Source organism: Mesorhizobium sp. P2_H9, from assembly GCF_056403215.1.
This window is the reverse complement of sequence record NZ_JBFUFX010000001.1, coordinates 614,834-640,906: the sequence shown is the minus strand read 5'-3', so window position 1 is coordinate 640,906 and position 26,073 is coordinate 614,834. Positions and strand designations below refer to the sequence as shown.

17 protein-coding genes are annotated in these 26,073 nt (G+C 62.7%); 3 read left to right on the top strand and 14 right to left on the bottom strand.

The annotated features are described in order from the left end of the window. Positions 1 to 354 precede the first annotated feature (354 nt). The 7 genes from AC1DXN_RS03020 to tagH all read right to left on the bottom strand — a co-directional run bounded on the left by AC1DXN_RS03020 (position 355) and on the right by tagH (position 12,986). Positions 355 to 2,712, bottom strand: a complete 2,358-nt coding sequence (locus AC1DXN_RS03020) for a M23 family metallopeptidase (RefSeq protein WP_477421452.1) — start codon at positions 2,710 to 2,712, stop codon at positions 355 to 357. Next, positions 2,709 to 3,119 carry a DUF1036 domain-containing protein gene (locus tag AC1DXN_RS03015; protein WP_477244000.1) on the bottom strand — a complete coding sequence of 137 codons (411 nt, stop codon included), beginning with the start codon at positions 3,117 to 3,119 and terminating at the stop codon, positions 2,709 to 2,711. Before AC1DXN_RS03015 ends, AC1DXN_RS03020 begins: the two co-directional genes overlap by 4 nt. Before the next feature lie 107 nt (positions 3,120 to 3,226). Next, entirely contained in the window at positions 3,227 to 5,644 is a 2,418-nt protein-coding gene (locus AC1DXN_RS03010) for a serine/threonine-protein kinase (RefSeq protein WP_477271520.1), read from the bottom strand. After that, positions 5,641 to 6,426 carry a PP2C family protein-serine/threonine phosphatase gene (locus tag AC1DXN_RS03005; protein ID WP_477271522.1) on the bottom strand — a complete coding sequence of 262 codons (786 nt, stop codon included), beginning with the start codon at positions 6,424 to 6,426 and terminating at the stop codon, positions 5,641 to 5,643. The genes AC1DXN_RS03010 and AC1DXN_RS03005 overlap by 4 nt, the downstream gene beginning before the upstream one ends. Positions 6,427 to 6,571: 145 nt before the next feature. After that, positions 6,572 to 10,093, bottom strand: coding sequence for a type VI secretion system membrane subunit TssM (gene tssM / locus AC1DXN_RS03000; RefSeq protein ID WP_477271524.1), 3,522 nt, complete (start codon positions 10,091 to 10,093; stop codon positions 6,572 to 6,574). A 22-nt stretch (positions 10,094 to 10,115) separates the two neighbouring features. Then, positions 10,116 to 11,672 (bottom strand): type VI secretion system protein TssL, long form, encoded by a 1,557-nt coding sequence (gene tssL, locus AC1DXN_RS02995; RefSeq protein ID WP_477271526.1) that lies wholly within the window; start codon positions 11,670 to 11,672, stop codon positions 10,116 to 10,118. Positions 11,673 to 11,945: 273 nt separating this feature from the next. Then, positions 11,946 to 12,986 carry a type VI secretion system-associated FHA domain protein TagH gene (gene tagH, locus AC1DXN_RS02990; protein ID WP_477271528.1) on the bottom strand — a complete coding sequence of 347 codons (1,041 nt, stop codon included), beginning with the start codon at positions 12,984 to 12,986 and terminating at the stop codon, positions 11,946 to 11,948. A gap of 253 nt (positions 12,987 to 13,239) precedes the next feature. On the opposite strand from tagH, the gene AC1DXN_RS02985 reads away from it, so the two are divergent. From AC1DXN_RS02985 to AC1DXN_RS02975, 3 genes are read left to right on the top strand one after another with little or no spacing between them, the layout of a single operon-like run. Continuing rightward, positions 13,240 to 15,570 (top strand): type VI secretion system Vgr family protein, encoded by a 2,331-nt coding sequence (locus tag AC1DXN_RS02985; RefSeq protein ID WP_477271530.1) that lies wholly within the window; start codon positions 13,240 to 13,242, stop codon positions 15,568 to 15,570. Positions 15,571 to 15,579: 9 nt separating this feature from the next. Further along, positions 15,580 to 16,008 (top strand): DUF6484 domain-containing protein, encoded by a 429-nt coding sequence (locus AC1DXN_RS02980; RefSeq protein WP_477271532.1) that lies wholly within the window; start codon positions 15,580 to 15,582, stop codon positions 16,006 to 16,008. A 2-nt stretch (positions 16,009 to 16,010) separates the two neighbouring features. Next, positions 16,011 to 17,102 (top strand): HEAT repeat domain-containing protein, encoded by a 1,092-nt coding sequence (locus AC1DXN_RS02975; protein ID WP_477271533.1) that lies wholly within the window; start codon positions 16,011 to 16,013, stop codon positions 17,100 to 17,102. A gap of 5 nt (positions 17,103 to 17,107) precedes the next feature. Here AC1DXN_RS02975 and AC1DXN_RS02970 read toward each other — a convergent pair whose 3' ends face one another. The 7 genes from AC1DXN_RS02970 to tssM (AC1DXN_RS02940) all read right to left on the bottom strand — a co-directional run bounded on the left by AC1DXN_RS02970 (position 17,108) and on the right by tssM (AC1DXN_RS02940) (position 26,072). Next, positions 17,108 to 17,848, bottom strand: coding sequence for a hypothetical protein (locus tag AC1DXN_RS02970; RefSeq protein ID WP_477271535.1), 741 nt, complete (start codon positions 17,846 to 17,848; stop codon positions 17,108 to 17,110). A gap of 11 nt (positions 17,849 to 17,859) precedes the next feature. Then, positions 17,860 to 18,780, bottom strand: coding sequence for a type VI immunity family protein (locus tag AC1DXN_RS02965; protein ID WP_477271537.1), 921 nt, complete (start codon positions 18,778 to 18,780; stop codon positions 17,860 to 17,862). Between the two features lie 9 nt (positions 18,781 to 18,789). Then, entirely contained in the window at positions 18,790 to 19,779 is a 990-nt protein-coding gene (locus tag AC1DXN_RS02960; RefSeq protein ID WP_477271539.1) for a DUF4150 domain-containing protein, read from the bottom strand. Continuing rightward, positions 19,779 to 20,834, bottom strand: coding sequence for a beta-ketoacyl synthase N-terminal-like domain-containing protein (locus AC1DXN_RS02955; RefSeq protein ID WP_477271541.1), 1,056 nt, complete (start codon positions 20,832 to 20,834; stop codon positions 19,779 to 19,781). The genes AC1DXN_RS02960 and AC1DXN_RS02955 overlap by 1 nt, the downstream gene beginning before the upstream one ends. After that, entirely contained in the window at positions 20,834 to 21,892 is a 1,059-nt protein-coding gene (locus tag AC1DXN_RS02950) for a DUF2169 family type VI secretion system accessory protein (RefSeq protein ID WP_477271543.1), read from the bottom strand. The genes AC1DXN_RS02955 and AC1DXN_RS02950 overlap by 1 nt, the downstream gene beginning before the upstream one ends. A gap of 116 nt (positions 21,893 to 22,008) precedes the next feature. Further along, positions 22,009 to 22,551, bottom strand: coding sequence for a type VI secretion system-associated protein TagF (gene tagF, locus AC1DXN_RS02945; protein WP_477271545.1), 543 nt, complete (start codon positions 22,549 to 22,551; stop codon positions 22,009 to 22,011). Then, entirely contained in the window at positions 22,533 to 26,072 is a 3,540-nt protein-coding gene (tssM, locus tag AC1DXN_RS02940) for a type VI secretion system membrane subunit TssM (protein ID WP_477271547.1), read from the bottom strand. The genes tagF and tssM (AC1DXN_RS02940) overlap by 19 nt, the downstream gene beginning before the upstream one ends. Position 26,073: the final 1 nt, after the last annotated feature.

Here is a 26,073-nt window from a genome sequence, read left to right as displayed (position 1 = left end):
GGCAAGGCAACGGCATGGACATATTTGCTGTTGCCGATGACCAGTGCGACGCGCTTGGCGTCGGGCGTGGCAGCCTGGGCGCCAAGCGAGGCGATGACAAACAGGATGAGTCCGCTCAGAAAGACGGCGTACGCTTTCATCGACCAGTCCTCCACCCCATCCGGGGGCGCGCTATTGATGTCTGCTCATGCTAAATTTAATCAGCGACACAAGTCGCTTCTGCCAAAATGGCTCTTGGGCGTATGTGATGTCGACCACAGTTTTGGTTCACAAAAGGCCCGAAAAAGGTTGCTTATAATACCGCGTGGCGGCAGGAACACCAAATGGACGGCCGGCCAAACGCGAGCGACACGCTCAAAGCGTATCCTGAATCGAGCCTATGAGAGCCGTGACGGCCTGCTTGTATTTTTCGAACTCCGGCGACGTCTGACGGATCTCCGTGGTCGTCGTCTGCGGGCTTGCATCGGTGGCCACGCGACTGACCTTTTGCCCCATTTTCCGTTCGGCCCAGTCCACGACATAGCTGGCGGTCTTGCCGGTGAGGAACGGGTTGGCCTGGATGACGGCCGAGCCGAGCACGGCGCTCAATTGCGCCGAACCAGGCGCCGCCAGCACCTGATGGGCGCCGTCCATGCCGAGGAAATGACAGAGATAGAGCCGGCCAGCCGTGATCTGGTGGCCGCGCGCCCTGAGATAGGCCTCGCCCTCGCGCGCCAGGTTGCGCACCATCTCGCGCGAGATCGTCGCGTCATAGCGCAGGGCCAAAAGGTCGGCGGTCGACAGTGTGCGTGCCAGTTCGGGACGGTAGGTGTTCATCATCCTGATCCAGGTTTTCGAGATGAACTGACCGGCGCCGGTTGCCGAAGACAGCGGGTTCTTGGCGCGCGCGCTGCCGCCGCTTTCGACATGGACGATACGGTCGGTCAGCGTTTCGACGGCGACATCGTCGGTCGCGACCGCGGTCACCGTTACCGTGCCCAGCGGATCGATGGCCTGGCCGTTCTGATAGAGTTCGAAATGCAGATGCGGCCCGGTCGAAAGGCCGGTGGTGCCGATATAGCCAATGATGTCGCCGGCCTTCACCTTGGTGCCGACACCGCTCGCGATGGCGAATTTCGACATATGCGCGTAGCGCGTTTCGCGTCCGCCGGCATGCGCGATCTTCACCACATTGCCGTAGCCGCCGCCGTCGCCCTGGAAAGTGATTTCGCCATCGAAGGCGGCGGCGATCGGTGTCCCCACCGGTGCTGCCCAATCGACGCCCTTGTGGATGCGAACCACACCGAGGATCGGATGCTTGCGCGGGCCGAAAGTCGAGGTCATGACGCCGTTGACCGGTGTCACCATGCCGTTGGCTACCGTCAGCGAGCGAACCTGGTCGTCGCCGCTGACGCAGGCGAACTGGCCGTCGCTTTGCTGGAAGACGAAACAGTCAAGGCTCTTTTCGCTGCCCTGAACGCCGACATACAACACCCGTCCTGATGTCTCGTCCTTGCCGCGCGGCGTCTGCGAATAAATCAGCACCAGACGCTGGTCCTCGCTGGCGAAGGCATCCAGATCCTCGCCTCTCGACAGATACATGATCGCTTCGCCGATCACGCCGGTCGGAACGTTGTTGCGCGCCGCCGTCGAGTAGATTGCATCGAGCAGGCGGTATTGCCTTTTGTGCGTGCCTTCGGCCTCGGCGCCCGAATAGTTGAACAGATCCTCACGCACCCATGGGTCGACACCGGAGACGAACGCGCCCGCGGCATTGCGCGTCAGCGTGCCGACAAAGACGTTCTTGGCGTAGATAGAAACCTGCATCAGCGACATCGTCGTCGTCTCGCGCGTCGGCCTGAAACCGCGCATGGCGACGACATAGCCCGGTTCCAGGCTGTCCCGATTGAACAGCGCCTTCAGGGCTTCGCCTGCCAGTCTGGCGTCGTCGGCGGAAAAATGCGCGTCCAGCGCGACGCTATCCAGGCTGCGGTCGTTGAGGATTTTCACGAACGTGTCTTCGGTCGCCTCGAAGCGTTGATACTCGTTGGTGACGGTTGCGACGCTGGTGTTATTTTCGACCTGCGTTTTCTGGAATGCGGGGAGCGCGGCCTCGCCGGCATCGATTGTTTCGCCCCAGCCGGCTTCGGGGTCGTCGGTGGCCGCCTGCGGGGCGGTAGCGGCTGGCGCCTCGTCCGTTGTGTGCGATGGCTGAAGATCGTTTTGCAGATCGCCAGATGACGGTTCGGGTGGTTCGGGCGGCGCAGCGGCGGTCTTTCGCTGCGCCTGAAAGAAGGCGAAATCCTCCTGCGTCGACGGTATCGTGGTCATGAATTTTTCGCTGGCGCTCAGCATCACGTCGGACAGAATTTCGATCTGCGGCGAAACGCCGGCCTGATCGAGTTCGGCCGGGCGCGGGACCACCTTGCCCTTCGTTGCGGCGCCGGCCTCAGGCGCCAGCGTGATCCACATCGGGTCTCCGGCCAGATCGATGATGGCCGGCACATAGACCGAAGCGTCGGCGGGCACATCGTCCGATCCTTCGACCGCATGCAACTCCTCGTCCTCGTCGCCGAACGACCAATAGTCGGCGGTGAGGTAGAAGCCGGCGGCAATTGAACACAGGACGATCACGGCAAGGCCGGCAACCAGTCCCAGCCAAAGCTTGCGCCGGCGAAGGGCGGCACGCGCCTGCCTTTTTTGCTTGAAGCTGGTGTCGATGCTGTGCGTCACGGACTGCTTCCAGTCAGGAAGAAGGTCCACCGCGCCTGGTCGAGCGTATCGACTTCGACAAATCGCGCGGCGATATGGCCACGCTGCCAGCACTCTTCGATGCCGCGGATCGAGAAGCGCCGTCGCTCGATGCACATGTCGGTCGCCCCGCTCAGGATCGCGTGACCAAAAACGTCCGTCGCATAGATGTAGATGTAGCGGTTCGTCAGTTCCTCGCGGATGACGTTGACGCATTGATTGGCGCCGATGGTCCACCAGCCGTCGGTCTGGTCGGCATTGTCGACCTTCTGGCCAACGGCGAGGTTGACGACGTCGAGCGTCTGGTTGCAGACGGTGAATTCGGCGCGGGCCTGGCCGGCCGACAGCAGCGCCAGCAATGCCGCGCCCAGAATCACGGCAAGCTTCATGCGCGCCGTCAGCGCAAGCAGGGCTCGAACCGCGTCACGCTGCTTTTCGGGCGGGACTGCGGGCGGGCATGTCGAGCGCGGGCGGCGGGGTTCCATCGGCGTCCATGCTACCCGCCGAGCCGGAAATACTTGGCGGTCGCGGAGTATTCGGATCCTTTCGTTCCGATCTCCTCGAGAATTTTTGGCAGCAGCTCCCAGGCCGGCATCGGCGTCGAAAACGATGCCGCCTGAATTTCCTCCGGGCCGGTGATCACCATGATGAGCTGCGGTACGGCCTTGCCGGTGGCCTTGTCGGCGGCGCCGAGACCGATCGGGATGCTGAAGGTAGCCTTGTCGGGTCCTGCGATGACACGGTCGTCGAGGTTGAATGCCATGCCCTTGTGGTCGATCAGCAGCACACTGGAAACCAGGCCGCCATGCGTCACCAGCGTGCCGCTGATCGGCGAGCCGTTCGGCACCGACGTCTGATCGAGCACAAGCTGCGGCTTGTCGGCCGCACCGGCGCCCAGGAAACGCAGGAAGTTGGTGACTTCGCACTGGCTTGGCTCGATGAGCCGGACACTGACGTCGGGCTCGACATGGAACCTTGCCTGGAAGTCGCCCAGCATTTGCTGGAAAGGCGGGACTGTCGTGCCGATGCCTTCGATCGCCACGGCCGTTTCGGTGGCTGACGTGACCGTCGCATAAAAGCAGTCGCCGCCGCTGAAGTCGCGAACCCAGGCGACCCGTTGCGCGTTGTCGTCGACGGGAGGCGCCGGCGGGGTTTCCGGCCTGGGCACATTCAAGACGACGGCCGTGCCGGCCGGTTTCTGCGCCGGCGTGTCAGCCGGCTGGTTTTGTGCATTGTTTGCATTGGGCTGGCTTGGTTCGGGTACTTGCGCAGTTGGTGCTGGCGCAATCGGTTCGGGGGCGGCCGCCTGGGGCTCTGCTGGTGGGCTGGCCGGCGGCTCGGGCTCTGCGCTCTTGACGACATCTGGCTGGGCTGCTGGCGGTGCCGGGACCGGCTCGGCCGGTGGCTGCAGCTCGACAGCCTTGTCGACCGGCTGAGCGGGCTTCTGCTCAGTGCTGTTCAATGTGTCCGGCTTTGGCTGCGGAACGATCTCGGTCGGCGGCGGGGCTGCGACAGGCGGCGATGGTGCTGCGGCAGACGGCATCGCTTTGGCCTGGGGTTCTGGTGCCGCCGGGGTAGTCTCTGCTTGCGGCTGCGTCGGTGGCTTGGCCGCCGGCGGTTCCGGGACATTCGCCTGCTCATCCACGGCGGCCGGCTTTTTTGACAGGTCGGGTTGCAGCGGCGGTGTCTTGGCGGGAGTGTTGATGGACGAGCCGCCCCCGAAATCCACGAAACCGGACGCATAGAGACCCACGCCGACGGCAACGACAATTGCTGCCAGCGCCGCAATCGTCAGCTTCCCCGTCGTTGCAGGCTTCTTTGCCGGGATCGCCCGAGCTGGGGCAATCGGCGGCGCCTTCGGCTGCGACAGATGTGCCGGGCGAATGTGCGGAACGAAACGCGGCTCGTCGCCTTCAGGAATTGCGGCCCTCGACAGCGGAACGGCGGCAGGCGGCGGCGTGGTCGATGGGGTGATGGAAACCGGGCGTCCGGTCTGTATTCCGCCTGTTCGCTCGTCGCGCGCCCTCACGGCGGTGGTGCGATCGGTTTCCACCGACGTGTTGCCGCGTGTCATTGCCGCAATGTCGGCCATGCTTGCCGGTCGGTCCTGCGGCGCCGATTGCAGCATTGCTTCGATGATCGGTCGAAAATCGGCATCGATATCGGACAGGTCCGGCACGGTTCGGCGCTTTTCGACGATCTCGAACTGGGACCCGGCCATGTCGATCGGCTTGCCGCGCAGCGCGGCAGCCAGCACCAGACCCAGGCTGTAGATATCGGACTGTTCGCCGACATCGCCGCCATAGAGCCCTAGCTGCTCCGGCGAGACGTAGTTGTACTTTCCAGCGAATTTTCCACCGATCAGCGTCTCGCCGCCGATGGTCGCCGAGCGTGCGATGCCGAAATCGATGATCTTGGCGCGGTCGACCCGGCCGCCTGGCAGGATGATGTTGTCCGGCGACAGGTCGCGATGGATCGCCCCTGCCTCATGCACGGCGCTGAGGCCCGAAGCGAGCCGGTGGCACAGTTTGCGCACATCTTCCGTCGCCATCGCGCCGCGACGCATGACATCGTAGAGGGACTCGCCGTCGACGAATTCCATCGCCAGGTAAGGCCGTCCGATCCCGGTATCGATGGTGAAGACGTGATAGCGCACGACAGCGTCGTGCGACAAATGGTTGAGGATTGATGCTTCCTTGCGAAACAGGGACAGGATCGTCTGGTCGCGGGCGAATTCCGGCAGCACGATCTTGATCGCAACATGGTCGCCGGTCTGGATGTTGTGCCCGCGATAAACCTCGCCCATCCCGCCCGACGCGATACGTTCGTCGAGTTCGTAAATGCCGCTGAGCTGGGTGCCGACGGTCGTGTCTGCCATGTTGGGCAATAGCCGCGTCTTGTCGTCGGCACTCATTGGCTGCGGCCTCCCGCCCTGGACAGGTCCGAACCATTCCCTCTGTCTCTGATCTTGACCAGCACGATGGTGACGTTGTCGGTCCCGCCGCGTTCGAGGACTGTTGCCAAAAGGCTTTCGCATGCCGCCTGCGGCGCTGCCGCGACCACCGCTGCCGCGATCTCGGCATCGCTGACATGGGCGGTCAGGCCGTCGGTAGCCAGGACAAAAACGTCTCCCGCCAGGGTCTCTCCTTGCTGGAAGTCGATGGCGATTTCGTCGCTGACGCCGATCGCCCGCGTAATGACGTTGCGGCGCGGCCAGTTCTCAGCCTCGGCCGCGCTGATCATGCCGCTGTCGAGAAGCTCCTGAACCTCGGTGTGGTCCCGCGAAATCTGCGAGATCTCGCGGTTGCGGATCAGATAGACGCGGCTGTCGCCCGACCACAGGCAGGCAAACCTGCCGTCCATGGCCAGCAAAGCGGCGACGGTGGAGCCTATGGTTACGCCGCGCGATCGGGCAATCTGGCGGATCTCGTCATGAGCCCGGCTAAGCCGATCTTCAAAGCGCGCCCGAAGGTCGGGTGCCGAACTGGCGATGCCGATCGTTGCCAGATGCTCGACGATGCTTGCCGAAGCCACTTCTCCAGCCTCGTGGCCGCCCATGCCGTCGGCCACGACCCAGAGACCGATTTGCGGCTCGACCAGATAACTGTCTTCATTGTGGTGACGCACGCAGCCCTTGTGGCTCACGCCGTAGCTTTCAAAGGCGGCATCGTTCACTTGCCTGTCAGCGCTTTCCAAGCGCTCCTCCGCAACGCGTTGTTGAGCGCGCATGGGCAGTCTGCCACACGCTCACCCATTAGAATATCGAAATCTAAGCCGGCAGTAGTGCCAGGCGGGATGCCGCTGCAAGAAGTCGATCGGCCTGTTTTCCATGCGATCTCCACTAGAAAGCCTTCGGACAGCTGAACCCGGACAGTGCCGGCAGCATAAGGGGATTGCTGCCTGCCCCCGTCTGGATCGTGTAAGCCACATCGCGTCCGCCAATGACGAAACGGGCTTCGAGACTGTCGCCGTTGTCCGTGTTCGACCCCTTGTCCAGCAGCCGTTTCAACGCCCATGGCCCGTCGAATTTGAGTGCCGACTCGCGGCCTGGAAGTTCCGGCGTCAGACTCAGACTGGCCGATCCGGAAATGCCCGGCCAGGTCACCAGGCCCGGCGTGTTGCCGGCCTGGGTGGCCTGCAGGATCTGACCATCGATATTGAGCTGCGCGGTGTCGGCGTCGCCGTGCAACGACAGCGGCGTGAAGGTGAAGTTGACCGATGGAACTGGGCCGCCCAACGGAAAGAAAGCGCTGCGAATCTGCGCCGCAAGCTGGAAGTCCTTCAGCGTCGATTTCGCCAGGCTGCGGCCGAACTTCGTATCCTGTTTCCACTCCCAATCCTGAGCGCTCATGTCGACCAGGGAGGCGAGATTCTGCGCGAAAAATCTGTCCAGCACGCCACCCGGAGCGAACAGTTTGGCAAAATCCGCCATCGGCACGTCGTCGGTAGCGGCCGGGGCGAACGGAAAGCGGCCGCCGATGGCCTCTTCGCACGGGCGGGCGACCGCTTCGTCGAGCATTTCATTGAGATGCGCGACCGAGGTTTCGGCGGCGGTGCCTTCAAAATCGTCCGCCGCGGCACTGACCATTCGAGCAAGCGCCTTCGGCAGGCGCGAGGCGTTGGCGCGAAGGGTCGAAATCTGCAGCTGCAGATTGGCGTTGACCTGATCCGTCTGGGCCGGAACATCGGCCGCCAGTCGTACGCTTTGATAGATTTCGCGGAAATTCTGGGTCAAGGCGTCGATCGGGCGTTGGCCGGGAGCACCGGCGACCAGGGCCTGGAACGACCGGAACTGCGCTTCGATGTTCGCCCCTGGATCCTGGCCCGGTGCGTTGACGAATGCCGCGCCGGCGCGCGCCTGTGACTTGCGCGCCGCCAGCTCGATGCCGATGCGGGCGAGGCCCTTGGCGCGGTCCGCGGTCTCCTTTGCGCCGCTCTCGGTGCTGCCGGGGTCGCGCTCGCGTGTCAAAGCCGTTTCGCGGGCAATCGCCTCGAACAGCTGCATGATCGGCGAGGTTGGTGACCCGGCAGCGGACAGCACGAGATATTGCGGCTTGTCGGCCACCATCGCTTTGAACTTCAGCCGGTCGAGAACCTCGTTCCACTGCGAGGCAAAACCCTTGCCGTAGCGATCGAGCAGCTCGGGGCCGAGCTTGAGCAATTCCTGGTCGAAGCCGCCTTGCTCGCCACCGCTGCCGACCACCCATTGGTCGTCGACAAGCGCCTGCGCAATTTTGGCGAGCTGGGCGAGATAGAAGTCGAAGCCGGCATAGGTGTAGAGCCCGGGGACGCGAAGGCTCGACAGATCATTGCCATCGTTGCGCTCGAACAGCAGCGAGGCTTCCGGGCCGGCGCGCTGGGACACCGAAAAATCGTCCAGCGCCGCGGCATAGGTCGCCGACTGGATGAGTGCGGTTGCGCGATCGGCAAGCGTCATGCGTCCGAGCGAGCGCTGGGCGGATTCGACGAGCGAGCGGTTCAGTTCGAACAGCGGATCATAAGCGTCGTCAAGGACGAGCATGGCGCGCAGATGCTTCTCCAATTGCACGCGCCCATCGCGGTTGCTCGATCCCGGGTATCGGTTCTGCTCCCAGTCCCGCTTCAACCAGGTGACGACCAATTCGTCGTCCACTTTCGGTGCCTTGCCGCCAAGCATGAGATAGATCTTCAACGGCTCGTAGAGTGCCATTGGATCAGCCATCTTGGCGTCGATCGTTCGTTCGAGCTGAAACAGCAGGCGCGAGCGGAACATGCGCTCCAGGGCCTGCCGGTAGGCCGTTTCCGACGCCGAAAGCAGCCTTTCGCGCTGGCTGAGGCCGAACGTCGCCTTGGCCGGCGTCGGCTGCTCCCTGCTTTCGTAGCCAGCCGGCAAGCTGCGCAACGCGTCCAGCGCGCCGATGACGGTTTCGAGGTCCGCGTCGGACACAGTCGCGCTTTTGAGCAGCGGCGCGGCAGTGTCGCGATATTGGCTGACAGCCTGGTCGGTGGCGGCGATCAGCGACCGGTTGGTGGCAAAGCTCAGGCCCAAGGCGCCAAGTCCGGCAGCCGCGACTGCCGCGATCACCGTCATGCCGGCATAGCGGGCGAGCGCGGCGCGTCTGTCGGCCGCCCTGTCGTATGAAACCCATCCGGACTCGGCGAAAATGACGCGGCTCAGCAAATCATGCAGAAAGAAGCTCTTGCCGGTGCCGGAAAGATGCGGCTGGGCGCTGCTGCCGAAACTGCGGCCGATGCTGCCCAGCAGCTGGTCGATCGGTGTGCCCTCCTGGGTGCCGGACGAAAAATACAGGCCGCGCGGAGTGGCATTCAGCTGTTTGCGGGTCGGCTCGAAGACACTGTTGAGGAAATGGATGACGCGCCCCTTGAGCGCGCCGAGCTGGGCCGCAAAGCCAAAGATGGCAATGCGCGCGACGGGATCGGTCTCTTGCTGCAGGCTGTCGGTCATGCCCTCGGTCAGGCGTTTTACCAGGGCGTCGAATTCGGCCGGGGCCTCGCCGACCATGTTCAGGCCGCGATCCGCGGTCTGGAATGTCGCGCCCCACACCTTCCGTCGGCGCGCGTCATCGAAACCGCCGAAAGTCTCCATGAAGCCGGAGACCAAATCGGCCTTCGTGAACAGCACATAGACGGGAAACTGGATCTTCAGGACCTCGTGGATTTCATGCAGACGGCTGCGGATTTCGATGACATGGGCATCAGGCGCCCGATCGTCGGGGGCCATCAGGTCGGCGAGGCTGATGGCCAGGATGACGCCGTTGATCGGCTGCCTGGCCCGATGCTTTTTGAGCAGCGCCAGAAATGCCAGCCAGCTCTTCTTGTCGGTCTGCGCATTGGAATCCTGCGTCGTATAGCGCCCGGCCGTGTCGATCAGCACCGCTTCGTCGGTGAACCACCAGTCGCAATTGCGCGTGCCGCCGACGCCCGCGACCGGCTGCGCCTGGCCCGATCCCGCGAGGGGAAACTTCAGCCCGGAATTGACCAGCGCCGTGGTTTTGCCGGCGCCCGGCGGGCCGATGATGATGTACCAGGGAATGTCGTAGAGAAAGTTGCGCTTGCCGCTGGACCGCTTGAGCGTCGCGACAGCCTCGCTCATGCCAACCTCGAGCACCTTTGCATCGCTGCCGTCGTCGCTGGCGCTGGCAATAGCGGCTTCCAGCGCCTTCTGCGCCTTGCGCCTTTGCCAGAAGCGGAACCCGTACCAGACCACCACTGATACGACGACGACGCCGATGATCGTCGCGCGCAGCCAGACCGGTTCCAGCGGTCGCGAGCCGGCGAAGCGGATCAACGGCCCGGCGTACCAGACCGCGGCGGCAAAGCCGGCCAGTGCAAGCGTGCTGAAGATCCGCAAAAGCCAGATCATGGGCGCTTCCAGCCGATCCCGGTCACAGCGTCTCCTCCCTGGGGATCATCACATCGACACGACGGTTCTTGGTCCGGCCCTCCGGGGTTGCGTTGTCGGCAATCGGTTCGTCCTCGCCCTTGCCGTCCACGCTTGTTCGCGATGGATCGCTGAAATGCGGTGCCATCATCTTTTCGACCGACTTGGCGCGGGCGACGGAAAGGTCGAAATTCGATTTGAACTCGCTCGATTTGCGCGGTTTGACATTGTCCGTGTGGCCAATGATCTTGATCGGACCGCGTTCCGTGTCGAGAGCCGCCGCGATGCGCGCCGCAACCGGTTCGAACTCGGGCTTGACGTCGGCTTTTCCGGACTGGAACAGCAGGACATTGCTGATTTCCACGACGATGAAATCGCCCTTGGTGCCGACACTGACACCGCCGGTCTCGATCTCCTTGGCCAGCGCGGCGCGGATGCGATCGACCTGGGCAATCGTCGGTGCAGCGACGACCTTTACCTCCTCGGTGAGCGGGACGAAGCTGGCGCGTTCGATGGTGATCGGTGTCGCCGGATTGAGCGCCAGCAATTCGCCGGCAAGAGCATCGCCTTCGTCGGTGATGAAAACCCGCAGCGCGAAAAACGCCGCCGTCAAAACGGCCGTCGTCGCGGCCGCGATCGCCCAGAGCGGCACCCGCCTCGAGGCTTGCGCTGCTGTCATCGACAGGCCTTGCCAATGCGGCGAGATCTCGTCGTCACCGCCCGTCCTGAAATAGGCGAGCGTCTCGTGGACGTCGCGACGGACGCGTTCGAGACCGCCGTCTTCGCGCGCCGAGCCGCGATACTGGCCTTCGAACCCCAGCGACAGGCAGACATGCATCAGTTCGATCAGGTCGCAGTGGGTCTCCGGCGCAGCCAGCACCGTGTTCAGCGCCTGGAAAAAACCCGCGCCGGTCGGCTTGAGCTGAAAGAATTGCGACAGCATGCCGTGCTGCGCCCAAAAGTCGTGGTTGGAACCGGGCAGGTTTGCGATGATGTCGTCAGCGGTCTCGCAAAGCACAAACTTCGAAATGCGCGCATCCTCTTCGGAGACATCGGTTTTCGCGATTTTGCGGTCGAATTCCTCAATCAGCTCGGCGACATGCTCCGCCAACGGCTCGGCCTGTCTCTCGACAGCCATCAGCCGGAGATGACCCAGCAGCATCAGCAGCGGCGCGGCGGCAACAATGATCGGGTTTGCCGCGCCATAGTCGACGCCGTCGCTGGCGTTGAGGAGGGCATCCTGAGCGGTTTTTCGTGCCGTCTCAACGGCGCCTCGAAGTGGCGGGCCGGCATGACCGGGACCGGCAGAGTCGGCTGCTATGGCGGCGTCTTCCACAAAGGGCACGCCTTGATAGATCACCGTTCCGGTTGCCCCGTCCGGTGGTGCTTGTTGGCCGGCAGTGGGATCGAAAACAGTTGAATCCCGGGTTTTTGCCGATGCCAGTATCGTGCTGTCGGGCGTCGGCCTGTCGCGGGCGAGGGTCGTTTTTTGCTTGCGGCCGGGATTGGCGCGGATGATGGTTTTGCCCGCCGGGCCGAAAGGATCGTCCTTTGAGCTCATCGTCGAGCTTCCGTCGATGCGCACGCGGGGGAACGCTGACTACAAAACGCTGTCTCGCCGTACCATGACATTTGCCGCAGACCCCCAGGTCAATCAACCGTACCCGCTTGGCGAACTGTCGTATGTGATCGTAATCTCAGAAGTTGCCGATTGAAACCGGATGCGCGTGGCGAGGAAATTTTTCTGCGCCGGCTGACAAAGCAGCGTCGGTTGCGCGCCCGAAGGTCGCCTCGCGCTGCAGCCGTATCCGGCCCGCGCGCCCTCAAACCGACCTTAGCTCTTCCCGGTCTGTTTCTGTTTGGCGGCCTTGGCATAGGCCTCGCTGAAATAGGCCAGGAATATGTCCAGCATGCCGTTTTCGTGGGCTTCCTCCTTTGCCCGCCATGTCGCGACAAAGGCATCCCAGGCGCGCGGCTTTTTCGAGGCAAAGGACGACGGCGGAAGCTTTTTGGCGATCGCTTCGGGCGACAGGTCGTCGAGCAGCCGTGACAGCGCCGCTTGCATGGCGGCGAAGGTGGCGAATTCATGGGTCTTGAGGTCGTGGAAGGCGTCCTCGATGCTGTGCCTGGCGTCGAGATAGCCGGCCCTGCGCCGTGCGAACATGATGTCGAGGATTTCGTCCGTCCCGGGGACAAACTTCAACGGATTGTTGTCGGCGGCATTGATCATCGTTCGGTCGCTGCTTTTGACCAGGACTTTTGCCGCGGCTCGCGCCTTCAGCAGCAGAACCAGCTCGTCGACGACGATACGCAGGATCGAGCCGATTTCGCCGGCCACTTCATGCGACGGGCGATGCAGCAGCACTTCCGCCGGAATGCCGGCCCCAATGGCGATCCTGCGCAGGATTTCGTCCGCTTCGACAGCTTGGCCGGCGGCCGGCAGGGAAGGCGTGACCCGCGATGGCGGCGACATGGCGCGCTCCGGAGCTTGTCCGACCCCGGTGTGCCGCTGCGTCGAGCCGTGGCCGGTTCCAGGATTGCCCACGTCGAACGCCGCATTCTCGGCATCGATCGACACCGAAACGATGTAGCGGCCGATCCGCAGCCGATCGCCTTGAACCAGCCGGTGCGGGCCGGCGAGGCGCTGGTTCGATCCATTGACGAAGGTGCCATTGCGCGAGACGTCATGCAGCCAGAATGCGTTGCCTTCGTAGCGAACTTCGCAATGCCGGCCGGAGATGAACTTGTCCGGGTCGGGCAGGCTCCAGTCGCAATTCTCGCGCCCGATCTCGAAGCTGCGATCACGCGATCTGTAGCCGAGCGGCAGTCCGGCGGGCAGGACATCGACATTGTTGATCTGCAGACTGATGAACATCCGGAATCGCCTGGCAATCGCTGATCTATGCTGCGCCATTCTAGCAGCTTGCGCGCGCGGGGGGACAGCCGCGTTGCAAACCGATCAAAGGGCTCCGTCACCGCGTGTCCGCTTTGGCCGCAAGGAGAACATGTGGTAGGCTCAACACCGCCTGGTGCGGCGAATGCGAAAAGTTCCTGAACGTGATGTCGTTAACACAACAGGAGCTTCAAATCCGCCACACTAGCGGCCGCGTCCAGGAGGGGCACGACCCATGCCGAGTGAACAACGCGCCGCGGTTGTGCAGACACCGGTTGGCGCCGAGCTGTTGACCTTCACCAATCTCATCGGTCGCGATGAGATCAGCCGCTGCTTTGCCTACACGGTGGGATTTGTCAGCACCAGCTCGGACATCGATCCGCTGAAGATGCTGGGCGGCGCGGTTTCGATCGAAGGTGAATCCGATCCGAAACGCTGGTTCAGCGGCCTCATCTCGGATTTTCGCCTGACCCGCATCGAGGATCGCCTGGCCCATTACGAGGCGGTCGTCCGGCCGTGGCTTTGGTTCCTCGGCAACACCACCGATTGCCGCATCTTTCAGGACAAGAGCGTTGTCGAGATCGTTGAGGCGATCTTCTCCAAATACAGCGTCGCCAAGTTCGAAAAGCGCCTGCAGGGATCGTATCCTCCGCGCGAATATTGCGTCCAGTATGACGAGACCGACCTCGATTTCGTACAGCGGCTGCTCGAGCACGAGGGCATCCTGTATTTCTTCGAGCATGGCGACGGCGAGCACACGCTGGTGCTGGCCGATGCGATGAGCAAGCTGAAGCCGGCGCCGGGCTATGAAAAAGTGCCCTATCACTTCGAAGGGCAGGGCTCGCGCCGCGATGTGGAATACATCACCGAATGGATTCCGGGCAGCTCGGTGCGGCCGGGTGCCTATGCCCACACCGACTATGACTTCAAGAAGCCGGCCGCCGACCTGATGGCCAAGTCTTCCCAGGCGTTCAGCCACAAGCTGGCCGCGGGCGAGAATTACCGCCAGCCCGGCGCTCATCTGGAGGTCGGCCGCGGCGATACTTTGGCAGGCATACGGCGCGAAGAACTTCAGGCGGTGCACAAGCGCATCGCCGCGGTCGGAACCGTGCGCGGCCTGTTCTCCGGCTGCACCTTCAAACTCGAAGGCTTTCCTCGCGACGACCAGAACCAGGAATACCTGGTGGTCAGCGCCGAATACAGGCTGTTCGATCCGGGATACCGGGCCGGCGTCGACACCGACGGCGAGAATTTCAAGGTGATCCTCGGCGTGGCGCCCACCGCTCTGCCCTATCGTCCGCCACGCATCACACCACGGCCGATCATGCGCGGGCCGCAGACGGCAACCGTGGTCGGACCTTCCGGCGAAGAAATATTCACCGACAAATATGCCCGGGTGAAGGTGCAGTTCCATTGGGACCGGCTGGGCAAGAAGGACCAGAACAGCTCCTGCTTCGTGCGCGTCTCGCAGACCTGGGCCGGCAGCGGCTGGGGCTTCATCCAGATACCGCGCATCGGCCAGGAGGTGATCGTCGATTTCATCGAAGGCGACCCGGACCTGCCGATCATCACCGGCAGGGTCTACAACGCCTCGCAGATGCCGCCCTACGGGCTGCCGGGCAGCGCCACGCAATCCGGTTGGAAGTCGGACTCCTCCAAGGGCGGTGGCGGCTACAACGAGCTGATGTTCGAGGACAAGGCCGGCTCCGAACTGGTCAATTTCCAGGCGCAGAAGGACCACAACCTTCTGATCAAGCACGACCGCACCAAGCTGGTCCAGCACGACCAGTCGGACCGCATCGACCACGACGCCAAGCACTCCGTCGGCCACAACCTCGACGAGGACGTCGGCAACAACAAGACGGTCAAGGTCGGTGTCGATCAGACCACCAATATCGGCAACAACGACACCGAGACGGTGGGGACAAACCGGTCGCTGACGGTCGGGTCGAACGAGACGATAAGCATCGGCTCGAACTCCACGGAGACCATAGGCGCCAACCACACGCAGACCGTCGCGATCGTCCAGACTGTGACCGTTGGCGCGGCTCGGGTCGATTCGGTTGGAGCATCCGAGACTCGAACCGTGGGCGCAGTGCAAACCAACACCGTCGGCGCCTCGCGCTCGATGACGGTGGGAGCAGCGCAGAGTCACGACATTGGTGCGGGCGACAGCTGGAACATCGCGGCGGAGCAGAGCGTCAATGTTGGCGCGGATCAGAGCGTCACCGTTGGCAGTGCCCAGACGTTCAAAGTCGGTGCAGCACGCAGCGCCAGCATTACGGCCGACGATTCCACGACCGTCGGAGGGGCTCATTCGCTGAGTGTCGCCAAGGACAGTTCAATCAGCGTCGACAAGAACAGCTCGATTACGGTAACCAAGCAACTGGTGATAGATGTAGGCGACGAGATCCTGATCAAATGCGGTTCGGCTAAAATCATGATGAAGAAGGACGGTACGATCGGCATCGAGGGCAAGGATATTTCGGTGAATGGATCGGGCAAGATCAACATCAAGGCTTCCAGCGACATCACGATGAAGGGCTCGAAGATCAGCGAGAACTGAGGTGCAGCGATGAGTGACGTTCGCGAACGCATTGACGGTGTGGTGATCGGCATCTTTCTCGGTTTCGGCGACGACGCCTCGCCGCTGGTCGTCTTCCCCGGTAACCCGCAAGAGACAGCCTTGCAGGCGCGCAGTCTGACCCAACTGACGGCCGATATGGTTGGCTCCGAGGTGGCTTTGCTGTTTCAGGAGGGCGATGCCATGAAACCGCTGATTGTCGGCCGCATCGTCGAGCCGGCGCGCAAGACCGCCGCGCCCCACGTCGTGCGCGACGGCGAGCGCGTTCGCATCATCGGCGACGAACGCATCGAGCTGCGTTGCGGCAAGGCGACGATCCTGATGGAAAAAGACGGCCGCATCACCATTCGCGGTACCTATGTCACCAGTCAGGCCAGTGCCGCCAATCGTATTCGCGGCGGTTCGATCGACCTCAACTGACGATGGCAACAACCCGCAACCAGAAATCGCAAGGCGTACCGCAACGGCCGGCCGTTGCCGATATCGTCAGGCAGCATGCCGAGCAAGCCGCGTTCTTCTGGGCGCAGCGCGACACGCTGATGTTGGACGATCCGCCGGATCTGGATGTGGTGGCCGGCGTCGACCGCCGCCTGGAAGCCAACCTCGATGGTTTGCGCATTGCCGGACCGACCGCCTGGCCGTTTGTCGTCGCGGCACATGAGGATTTCCCAGAAAAGGGCGAACTATTTCTCTATGCATGGATGGCGATCGAGCAGAATGACAGCCACCGCCTCGCCGAGGCCGTCGAACTCGGCCGTCAGAGCGACGACGCCCGCGGACTGGTCGGTGCGTTGGCCTGGCACAAGCCGCAAACCATCGCAGCGGAGGTGCGCGACTGGATCGGCGCGCAGGACGCGTTCAAGCGCTTTCTCGGTGTGTCGGCCTGCCTTAGGCACGGCGTCGATCCCAAGCAAATGCTGGCGCGGCTTATCCGTGACCCGGATCCGGGCGTTCGCGCCGCCAGCCTGCGCCTCGCCGGCAAACTGCGGCGAACCGACCTAGTCAACGAATTGCGGGCGGCGCTGGAAGACAGCGAAGAGCAGCCGCGCTTCTGGGCCGCCTGGGCATTGACAGAACTCGGTTCCGGCGATCTGGCTAGTCCCGAACTGCGCAAAGTGGCGGTCGGCGACGGTCCGGACGCCATGACGGCGCTCCGCGCTGCGGTCAAGGCGGCGCCCGACAAGGATGTGCGCACCTGGATGGGCGGATTGTTGAAATCGCCTGAAACGGCGCCCTTGGCGGTGCGCGGCGCCGGCATGCTGGGCGACCGCACGGTCCTGCACTGGCTGATCCACCAGATGCGCACGCCGGCGCTGGCGCCGGCAGCCGGGGCGGCATTTTTGGAACTCTTCCCAGAAGCACGCGCGGCGGATCTGTTTACCAGCGAGCCGAGCCAAGTCAGCACGGCCTTCGAGGATCACTTTGGCGACAATGTCGCGAGAGTGCCATTTGCGGACAAAGTGAAGGATTGGGGCGCAGCCTCACAGTTACTGTCTGGCGCGGCAGATCGATAGAGCCGCTACGGCCCGAGGCTGACGGCTCGAATGGGCGCTACATTTTGATGGACCCATTCGAGCACGTTTAACATGCTGTCGAGCGCGCTTTCGTCGGCTCGCATTATTTCGATGAACCAGGCCACGTAGTCGGCCTCTACGTTCATGACGTCCGGTCCAAGAAAGACAACGGATTCCTCGGGTTTGAACATCTCATTTGCGAATCCTCCCCGATGGGTCGCGAGCAGCCAAGCCGAAAGCGCATCAACAACCCGGTCCGTTACCGCTTTTGGCTGTGGTGCCGCCAGCTCAATCTCAACATCGATGTCGTCGGTCAGATCACCGATCTCGAGCTCATAGGAATATCGTGGCCATGGACCGGGAAATTGCGGCTCGTCGGTGCGCACCACCCTTTCATTGGAGGGCCACGATATGCTCGCACCCTGCAGCGGGATTATCTTCCCGTGAAGCCAATGCAGCATGTTGACCAGCACGAACAAGCTGGCGGGATCGACGGCTATATCCCGAAAGGTTGCGCTTGCCGTTCTTTCCTTCAGATAGGTCGTCCTGGCAAGTGCTCGTGCCAAACCCGGATCGTTGGTTTCCCCAGCCAGTCCTCCATATTCCGCCAAGCCCTGGAATGCTTTCCACACATCGGCAATTCCAATCAACGCCCGATCGTCAGGTGAGCGCGCCAGTGTCAGGGTGACCACCAGCTCGCTTCGGTTTGCGTTCGGCAGAACCGACAAGGCAAAGGGCCTGTTCATTGACATTCCAATCAATGCCCCGGTGGGTCAAAACGGTTCGGCCAGCGCGTTGCCAAATCGAGCTCGCTTGGCCCCAGCATCTCCAGTTCGATCCGTACAGGTTTGGTAATTTCGGCCAACTTCTGAAGGCCCTTCACATCGGCGGCGCCGCGATTGACATCGCCGACAATCGGTAGGTCTGCGGCACGTATGACCAGAGCATCCCCTATGTCGAACATCGCAACGTCGCCTACGCCCTGTTGCCGCAGTCTGTTCTTTCCACCCAGCTCAACCAGAATGGCTGGACCGAGCACGGTTAGCCATGAGACATTGTAGACACGACCGCGTGCCCAGATCCTTATTGCGTCTTCCGGGACGTCGAAGCCGGTATATCTCATTGCCTTGCGCGCGATGAATTCGAGCGCCTCGTTCGTGAATGTCATGAACAGGTGCTTGAATGCATAACCGCAATAGCCGGAATCAGGGGCTCGGATCCCAACAAGTCGGGCAAAGAACTCGGCAAGCCGCTCCGCAGCCGCAGGCTCTGCATACTCCATCGGAAACTCGAGATGGAGTATATTTGCCTCCTTGTCGAAGAAGTCGTCATCCAGGGGGCCTGCCTTGAAGTGGGCTCCGTAGTCGCCAACATTGCCTGCAGGCTCCTGGCCAAAATGAAACTCGGAATAGTTCCCTTCTCCAACATCCAACAGATTGGCAAAGACGGAGTTGAAGGTCCGTTGGGTTGCCTTCTTCCAGCTGCCGCTGTCGGACAGGTAGGTCTGCAATGCACCGTCGGGAATAAACTTAATGTATTCCTCCAGGATTTTGGCCACGTCCCGGCCGATTACATCAGCCGTATCAGCGTAGATCAGGCAAATCGATAAGCCTGGGCGTACAATCGTGTAGTCGCCGTCTGTCGTGTCGATGGTAAACGTCAGATCGCTATTCTTCATAGGTTTAACCTACTTCTTGCAACGCTTGTTGGTCAAAAGCTCCGGTGGGTTCTTCACCTTCGGATTTTGCTTGGCGCCGAGCTTGATCGTTCGTGTCCTCTGGTCTTGCTTGAGAATCTTACCCTTCTTGTTCTTCTTGGCGGGTGTCCAGCTGGTGTCGGCAGTCCCCTGCGAAGGCTTTTTCCTCTTTCCGGTTTTGGTCTTTCCCGTCGGCGTTCCCGCAGGGCATCTGAACTTGTATTCCACGAACCTGTTGATCGAACCGTCGGGATTGAGCATGGCAGCATCAGGAAAGATTTTCCCCGAAATGCCTGCGAAATAATCATTCGCGGCCATCCCGCTAGGCCATTCGCGAGACGCACTTGGGTCGTGCTTCCCGGTCTTCTCATCATAGCCCTTCTCGGGATCAAACTTGGGCTCTCCACCGACGTTTTTTACTGCGTCGTCACAGCATTTATGTTTGGCATCTCCGAGCGCCTTGCAATTCATCATCTTTTGGTTTGACGCCTTGAGCTGCGCCTGCTTGGCGTCCACCTGGCGGTTGCATTCACAAAGGATATCTTTCAGCTTCTGGATGCCGCGCGCTGCGACAGCCGGGTCGAGGTCTCCCGCCAAATTTACCGTGTTCTTGTCATTGTGGAACTTCTTGTCTGTGTGGCGGCAGGCGTTCTTGCCATCCATCTTCACATCAAACGAGTAGGTGATCCAATCAGTCGCCTTCTTGAAGACGTTCGACTTGACGCCGCCGACCGTGCCGGGCTCGTCGCCGGTGCTCATGCCGTATTGCGAGCCCTTGACGGCGATCATCTTGCCGCCCTTGGCAAAGACGGTCGTCGTTCCGTCCTTCAGAGTCCCCTGGTTTGCGAAGTTGGGATACGGCAACGGCACCGGGCCGCCAGGAGTGGGTGTCTTGCAGACATCGGGTATCGTCGCGATCGAAACGCCTATCGTTCCCTTGTAGGTCAAGCCGAGATTGTTGACGACGATATGCGTGGGCATCAGGCAGCTCTCCTTGGTCCGCCCAGCAGCACGGCGACACGGGAGCCATTTTCCGAGCCTGCCCAGATGAGCGACAGGGGCGCGTTCTGGTAGTTGCGCGCTTCGGCCTCGGTGACCAGACTGATGAACAGCGGGCCGGACGCCGCGCCGACATCGCCCCAACAATCGGCCGGGGTCTCGAAGTCTGCCGCATCCTTGAAGCGGCCTGGATTGCGGATCACCGCGAAGCCGTATTCGTTGCCGCGATAGCGCTCGCCGTTCATGTCGCAGATGATTCGACCAACCGGATCGATCGGCGCCTCTTCGAACAGAAAGCGGAAGGCCGCGCCGAGCCCTTCGCCGAGCACGACCGTCTCGGTCTTGATCCTGTTTTCCTCGCTCGCCGTGGAGGCGCCGACGATCTCAAGGAGAGGTTGCAGCCCATACGCCCGTGCCGTGGTCAACTTCGTCAGCAGACAGAATCCTGCTGCCTCCCCAGGGCAGAAGCCGTAGGTGTTACCCTCGGAATGAAGCTGCTCGTTTTCGTCCAGCCACTCCAGGGTTTCCGGCTCAAGATAGCTGTCGACCCCACCTGCTAGGCAAAACTCGGCTTTGCCGCCTCGCAGCGCCTTGCAGGCATGGTAGATGGCAAGCAATCCTCCCGCGTGACCTCCCGCAGTCGACCCACCACCTTCGAGGACTGCGTACTGGGCCAATCGGCTTCGCAATCTGGTGTTGACCTGCGCGGCAAAACCCTCCGGCTGCCCCGGTCGGGGTTCACCAGTTGAGAGAATAAGTGAAACTCCGGTTGTCTGCCGCGCTGCGTGCAAGGGCCGCAGCGCGTCGAGCGCCGGTGATACCGCGATCTCCACGGCTCGGTCGACACCGCGCAGATCGACATCGATGCCGGTATCGCGCGTCACCTTCATCCGCTCGCCGAAGCGGTCGATCATATAGGGGTGGTCCTGGATGGCGGAGATGCCGGCACGGACCGCCGCGGCACTAGAGGCCGCGTCAAACCCGAGCGGTGTACGCGCCCCCACGCCGACAACGACAATCGTGTCTGCCCTGGCCATCACGCGTCTTCTTCCGCCAGCCAGACGCCGCTCGCCGCGATCGTCGGCGAAATGCCGGTACGCTCGCGCAGGCGGAGCGTCGTCATCTTCAGGCGCTCCTCGTCGTAAGGCACCGGAAGGGTCGACATCCAGGTGATCGAAAACTGCCGCAGATCGGGCTTGATGCGCAGCGTGTGGATGACGGCTTCGCCGTTCTTGCGATCCGGCCGATTGTAGAACTCGGTGGTCATGTCGAAAGTGACGCGCGGCAAGAGAAACTGCAGGAAGCCGTCGGCAGTGAAGTTGCCGAGTCGAACGTCCTCATAGCCGATAAGCGGCGTTTTGGTTTGCTGGTCCTCGGGCGCGCACTGGTAATACATGCGACTGAAATCGCGTGGCAAAAGCGGATCGCGCGTCTTCTCCCATTCCGCGCCATAGGTGCCGGCATGTTTCATGCGCGGCAGCCAGTGCCGCGCCACTGGACCGAAGCCCGCCGGCTTGCCGCCTCTGTGGTCGCGGTATGGGGCATCCGGATATTCGAAATTGGGTCCGGTCCTGCTGATCAGCCGCTGCGGGTCGACGGCAAATCCGGTGCCGACCGGATTGCGCTGGTCCCAGTCCGGCTTCGATGCCTCCATATCCGTGCCGCCATAGGTCCGGCGCCAACTGATCGGCATTTTTGTGAAGGGTTCGGCCCGGCTCATTCGCACCGACACCGCGCCGGGCATGAACACACGATCGCCCACCACGTTGACGATCTTGTCCACGTCGCCGACTTTCATGCGCGCCGCGCTCTCGACACCCGGACGACCGCTAGGCGTATAGACGTGTCCCTCGACCAGAATGTCGGTGTGCTTCTTCTCCAGATTGAGGTCGGTCTCGTCGAGAAGCTCGTTCGGGTCCGCGCCATAGACGGGCGCCAGATTGACCGGCGTCTGCTCCTTCAACAGCCGCTGCTTGCCGTCGGCGTCGATCTCGAAAGACGCCTTGATGGCAATCAGCCAGACCTCGTGCCCGCGCTCGTCACGCGTCCAGCTTTCCTGGGCGGCGAATGGCGTCTCGTTGGACAATATCCACATTCGAAACCACGCATCCTTACGCGATGGTGAAACAGCGGGCCTTGACTGCCCCGGACATAATTATCGATCAGGTCTGCGTCTGTGCCGAGTTTTACACATCGTCGAATTCGCCCCCATCAGCTGGTCTCCCAACTGGCGGCGAAAACCTGTTCCAGCGTCGCTTGCGGCGACTGCGGATCGATATCGAAAATGTCGGAGTATGCGGTCCACATCACCATGCCGCTGATGGTCTCTTCGCCCGGCTCGAGCGGCGGCACCGGCAGTGCGGCGAGTGCTGCATCCAGTTCGTCCGGCGTTAGCTCGCCTTGTTGAGCGGCGATGGCCACTGCCTCGACCCCGGCAAACCACGCTTCGGCATAAGCCAGCTCGACGGGAGCTTCGGGAAGCTGCGCGATGACACTCAAGGGGAATTGCCTGCCAACTCGGTCGGCGCTCTGCAAGATGATACCCGCCGATGCGCCGAAGGAGTCCGGGCCGGCCAGAAAGCGCAGCGCGGTGTCGAGGGGCCAGGATTCCGGGCCAAACAGCGGCACGATATGCTGCGCCAGCCAGCGATCCCAGCCGCGCACAAAGTCGCCTGGCAGCCGCCGCGTCACGAAATCGCCGGTGGCGGGCATTTTGCCGTAAAAGCCTGGCAGGATCATATCTGCGGCGGACATGAGAATTTCTTGAACATCTGGAGGTTGTAGGGATTTTCGACGCTGGCGGCCTTGAGCTCGAAATCGGCGAACAGGCCTTTCGTCCCCAGGCGCAGGCTGTAGACATCGGATAGCGATGTGCCGGTGAACCGGCCGCCCTTCAGCATCCTCAGCCAGGCCCAGCTTCCGGTCTCGTTGAGCATGATTTCGGGTGAGCCGTCGATCGGCTGGAAGGCGAGCGAGATGACGCCGGTGCCGTCCTTGCCGGGCCAGGTCATCGGCTGCGGCCGCGTCGCATTGTTGAAATAGACGAGGGTCTGGCCATCGAGATTGAGCGTCACCCGGGTGACATTGGGCGACAGGTCCTTCGGCTCCAGCGTGAAGCTCATCACCGGGCCCTGGCCGCCGGGAAAGAGATCGTCGCGGATCCGCCTGGCCTGCTCGAAGGCGGCGAGTGCAGACGGGTCGAGGCCGAAATCGGCGCGCCATTTCCATGGCTGCGCCGAGGTGTCGACATAGCCGATCAAGTGATCGTTGATGAAGGCGTCGATCATCCCGGCCGGTCCGAACAGGCGGGCGAAATCTTTGACATTCACGTCGACCGCGCTGTCGGGACTGAACGGATAGCGGTCGTTGAGCGCGGCCTGGCAGAACGGCAGGATGTCGGCGCGCCAGATGGCGTTGAGCTCCGATGCCACCGCCTTCTGCGTCAGGCCGCTGGTGTCGCCGGCGATGCCGCCCAGCCAGTCGTCGATCGGATCGGGCAGGATCTGCGCCTGCCGGGCGACGGCTCCGGTCAGTTCGGCAAGGCCGCCCTGTTTCTTGATGGCGTCCTGAGGATCCGGATTGGCGGTGACCGTCTGCAGAACATTGGACAATGCCGTCAGCGCCACCACCGCGGCGTCAAGCGCCGGCGGCTGGCCGTCGACCTCGGCAATGGCGCCCTTGAGCGGTTTGAAATGCTCGGCCACCAGCGTGCCAGTCAGGTCCACTTCACTGGCCGATCCCGTGCGCGGCAGCAGTTTTGCCCCGACCTTGACGATCTTGCCCAGCTTGCCCAGTTTGCCAAGCAGTTTGGAGCCGCCTTTCGCGGCGGCCTTGTCGTCTCCCGCGGGCGCCTCGTCCGAGCGGGTGAGTTCAGTCTCCTGAACGACCGCCGTCACCAGCCGCTTCAATGCGGAATCGGCACTGGAAAGGTCTTTCAGATTCTCGCTGGCGACGTTGAGGTCGGTCAGCGGCGCCAGCCTCATATCGCGCAGGAAACTGTCCCACTGCGCGATATAGTCGTCGTAATAGAGCTTCAGGATATCTTCCGACAGCGCCGACACCGAGGTCTCGGAATTTTCCGAACAGCCGCCGGCAAAGACCGCACGGTCGAGCGCCGCCTGCGCGGCGACATCCTCGACCCGGTCAAGGATGGCGTCATGGAAACCGGCATAGGTGTAAGCGCCGGCAATGCCGACGCGCAGCGTCTTGTCGGAGCGGCGGGCAAACACCTTGGCGCCGTTGGGGCCGGCGAAATTCGCCGGAATCCACTCCTTCAGTTCGGCGACCTCCGGGTCGGCCAGCAATTGCTTGTAGGCGCGCGCCGGCAGCGAAACCGTGCAAACCGTTTTCAACGCTTCGGCAACCAGCGCCTGGTCGGGCTTGGTGTAGCTGTCATCTACCGCCATGCGGCGGATCGCGGCAAGCTGGTGCTCTTCGGCGTCAGCGGTCGGAAACGGTGCCGCCGGCGCGAATTCGGGCAGGTCGTTCACCCACCAATTCTGCACGAAATCGGGGTCCATCTGCGACAGGCCGGTCATCATGCGATAGGTCTTCAGGGCGCCCAGCATGAAATCCGGATCGCGGATCTGCCGCCACATGGTCGCCTCGAGCAGCGCCACCATGCGCGGCTCGAGCACGTTGCGCAGCGCGTGGTCGTAAGTGTCGGTCTGCGCCCGCACCAGTTCGGCCGATGCCGAGGGGCCAAACAGATCCTGCGCATTGTCGGGCGCCGCCGTCCTGGCATTGGCGACCTCGGCCAGCGCATTGAGAGCGCCGTCGATTGCCGGCTGCTCCACCGACGGCGGGCTTGCGGCAGCAGAGGTCAGCGGCGCCTGCAGCGCCACAAACTGGCTTGCCTGGGCGGTGATCGCGTTGCGATTGTCGTAGTAGGACCAGGTGAACACGCCGCTGGCCAGCAGGGCAGCGGCGGCACATGCGGCCGCCGCACCGCGCCAGATCCAGGCGCGGCGGCGCTGCGCCAGCGGGTCGAACGTCCCAAGTCCGGCCTCCTTGAAAATCACTTCGGTCAAAAGGTTCTTCAGGAAGAAGCTGCGCTTTTCGAAACGCGGCGTCGGCATCGAGCGTCGCGCCGGCAGGCCGAAGGAAGAGGCGAGTGCCGCGGTCAGCCGGTCGATCGGTGCGCCTTCCTGCGTCGCCGACGTCAGATAGAGGCCACGCAGCCAGGCAGCCTCCTCGTAGCGGCTCTCGCCGAACATCGCCTCGACCAGCACCTGGATCGGTTCGGACAGGCTCTGCAGCTGCGCCGGAAAGCGGAAGATCTCGGCGCGCTCGGCGAGCTTGTCTTCGTCTTCCAGCCGCGGCACCAGACGCTTTTCGAGCTCCCTCGACAGCGTCGAGATTTCGCCCGCGATCGTCTTGGCGTCGACGCGCGCGTCGAGCGGAAAGGTCGTTCCCCAGACCTGCTCGCGCGCCGCCGTCGACAGGCCGCCGAAGAAGGCCTCGAAGCCCTTGATGAGATCGGCCTTGGTCAGCATCAGATAGACCGGCAGGCGGATTTCCAGCCGCTCCTCGAGTTCGGCCAGACGCCGGCGGATCTTGCGGCCATGCGCCTTGACGGCCTCGTCGCCCTCGGAAAGCGCATCGATCCCGAGCGCGACGATGACGCCGTTGAGCGCGCGACGGCCGCGATGCTTCTTCAACAGGTCGAGGAAGCCCAGCCATTCTACGGCGTCGACGTCTGGCTGGCTCTCCTGCTGCACGTAGCGGCCGGCAGTGTCGATCATCACCGCGTTTTCGGAGAAGAACCAGTCGCAGTTGCGCGTGCCGCCGATCCCTTGCAGATCATCCGTCAGGTCGATCGGAAAGTTGAGCCCGGACTGCCGCAATGCTGTCGTCTTGCCGGTGGCCGGCGGCCCGACGATCACGTACCACGGCATTTCGCGCAGGAACTTGCGGCCGCCGAGTTTGCGGCGCTTCAGCTCGACCATCACGTCCTGGAACTTGGCGCCGACCGCGGCGACATTCTCCTCGCCGGGGCTCAGCCGTTTTTCCTCCACCGGGGCGGAAATTTCGGCGACGAACATGCGGTTGGCGCGGATCGCGCGGCGTTGCGCGACGATCAGCCAGATCAGCCAGAAGATCACCAGCAGCGCAATGATGACGATGCGCACCGTCTCCGACGCCATCGGCACGTAGTCGCCGACCCTGACGATCGGGCCGAACACCCAGATGATCAGCGACAGCAGCGCGAGACCAATCAGCGTCCACAGGAAGCGAGATGTCAGGACTGCCCAGAGGAAGCGCAGGATGAACATG

Coding starts and splice junctions, on each gene's coding strand:
- tagH (WP_477271528.1), bottom strand. CDS start 12,986: ATGTTCATCAGTCTGCAGATCAACAATGTCGATGTCCTGCCCGCCGGA.
- AC1DXN_RS02970 (WP_477271535.1), bottom strand. CDS start 17,848: ATGAACAGGCCCTTTGCCTTGTCGGTTCTGCCGAACGCAAACCGAAGC.
- AC1DXN_RS02965 (WP_477271537.1), bottom strand. CDS start 18,780: ATGAAGAATAGCGATCTGACGTTTACCATCGACACGACAGACGGCGAC.
- tssM (WP_477271524.1), bottom strand. CDS start 10,093: ATGATCTGGCTTTTGCGGATCTTCAGCACGCTTGCACTGGCCGGCTTT.
- AC1DXN_RS02975 (WP_477271533.1), top strand. CDS start 16,011: ATGGCAACAACCCGCAACCAGAAATCGCAAGGCGTACCGCAACGGCCG.
- AC1DXN_RS02985 (WP_477271530.1), top strand. CDS start 13,240: ATGCCGAGTGAACAACGCGCCGCGGTTGTGCAGACACCGGTTGGCGCC.
- tssM (WP_477271547.1), bottom strand. CDS start 26,072: ATGTTCATCCTGCGCTTCCTCTGGGCAGTCCTGACATCTCGCTTCCTG.
- tssL (WP_477271526.1), bottom strand. CDS start 11,672: ATGAGCTCAAAGGACGATCCTTTCGGCCCGGCGGGCAAAACCATCATC.
- AC1DXN_RS02950 (WP_477271543.1), bottom strand. CDS start 21,892: ATGTGGATATTGTCCAACGAGACGCCATTCGCCGCCCAGGAAAGCTGG.
- AC1DXN_RS03010 (WP_477271520.1), bottom strand. CDS start 5,644: ATGAGTGCCGACGACAAGACGCGGCTATTGCCCAACATGGCAGACACG.
- AC1DXN_RS02955 (WP_477271541.1), bottom strand. CDS start 20,834: ATGGCCAGGGCAGACACGATTGTCGTTGTCGGCGTGGGGGCGCGTACA.
- AC1DXN_RS03015 (WP_477244000.1), bottom strand. CDS start 3,119: ATGAAGCTTGCCGTGATTCTGGGCGCGGCATTGCTGGCGCTGCTGTCG.
- AC1DXN_RS02960 (WP_477271539.1), bottom strand. CDS start 19,779: ATGCCCACGCATATCGTCGTCAACAATCTCGGCTTGACCTACAAGGGA.
- AC1DXN_RS02980 (WP_477271532.1), top strand. CDS start 15,580: ATGAGTGACGTTCGCGAACGCATTGACGGTGTGGTGATCGGCATCTTT.
- tagF (WP_477271545.1), bottom strand. CDS start 22,551: ATGTCCGCCGCAGATATGATCCTGCCAGGCTTTTACGGCAAAATGCCC.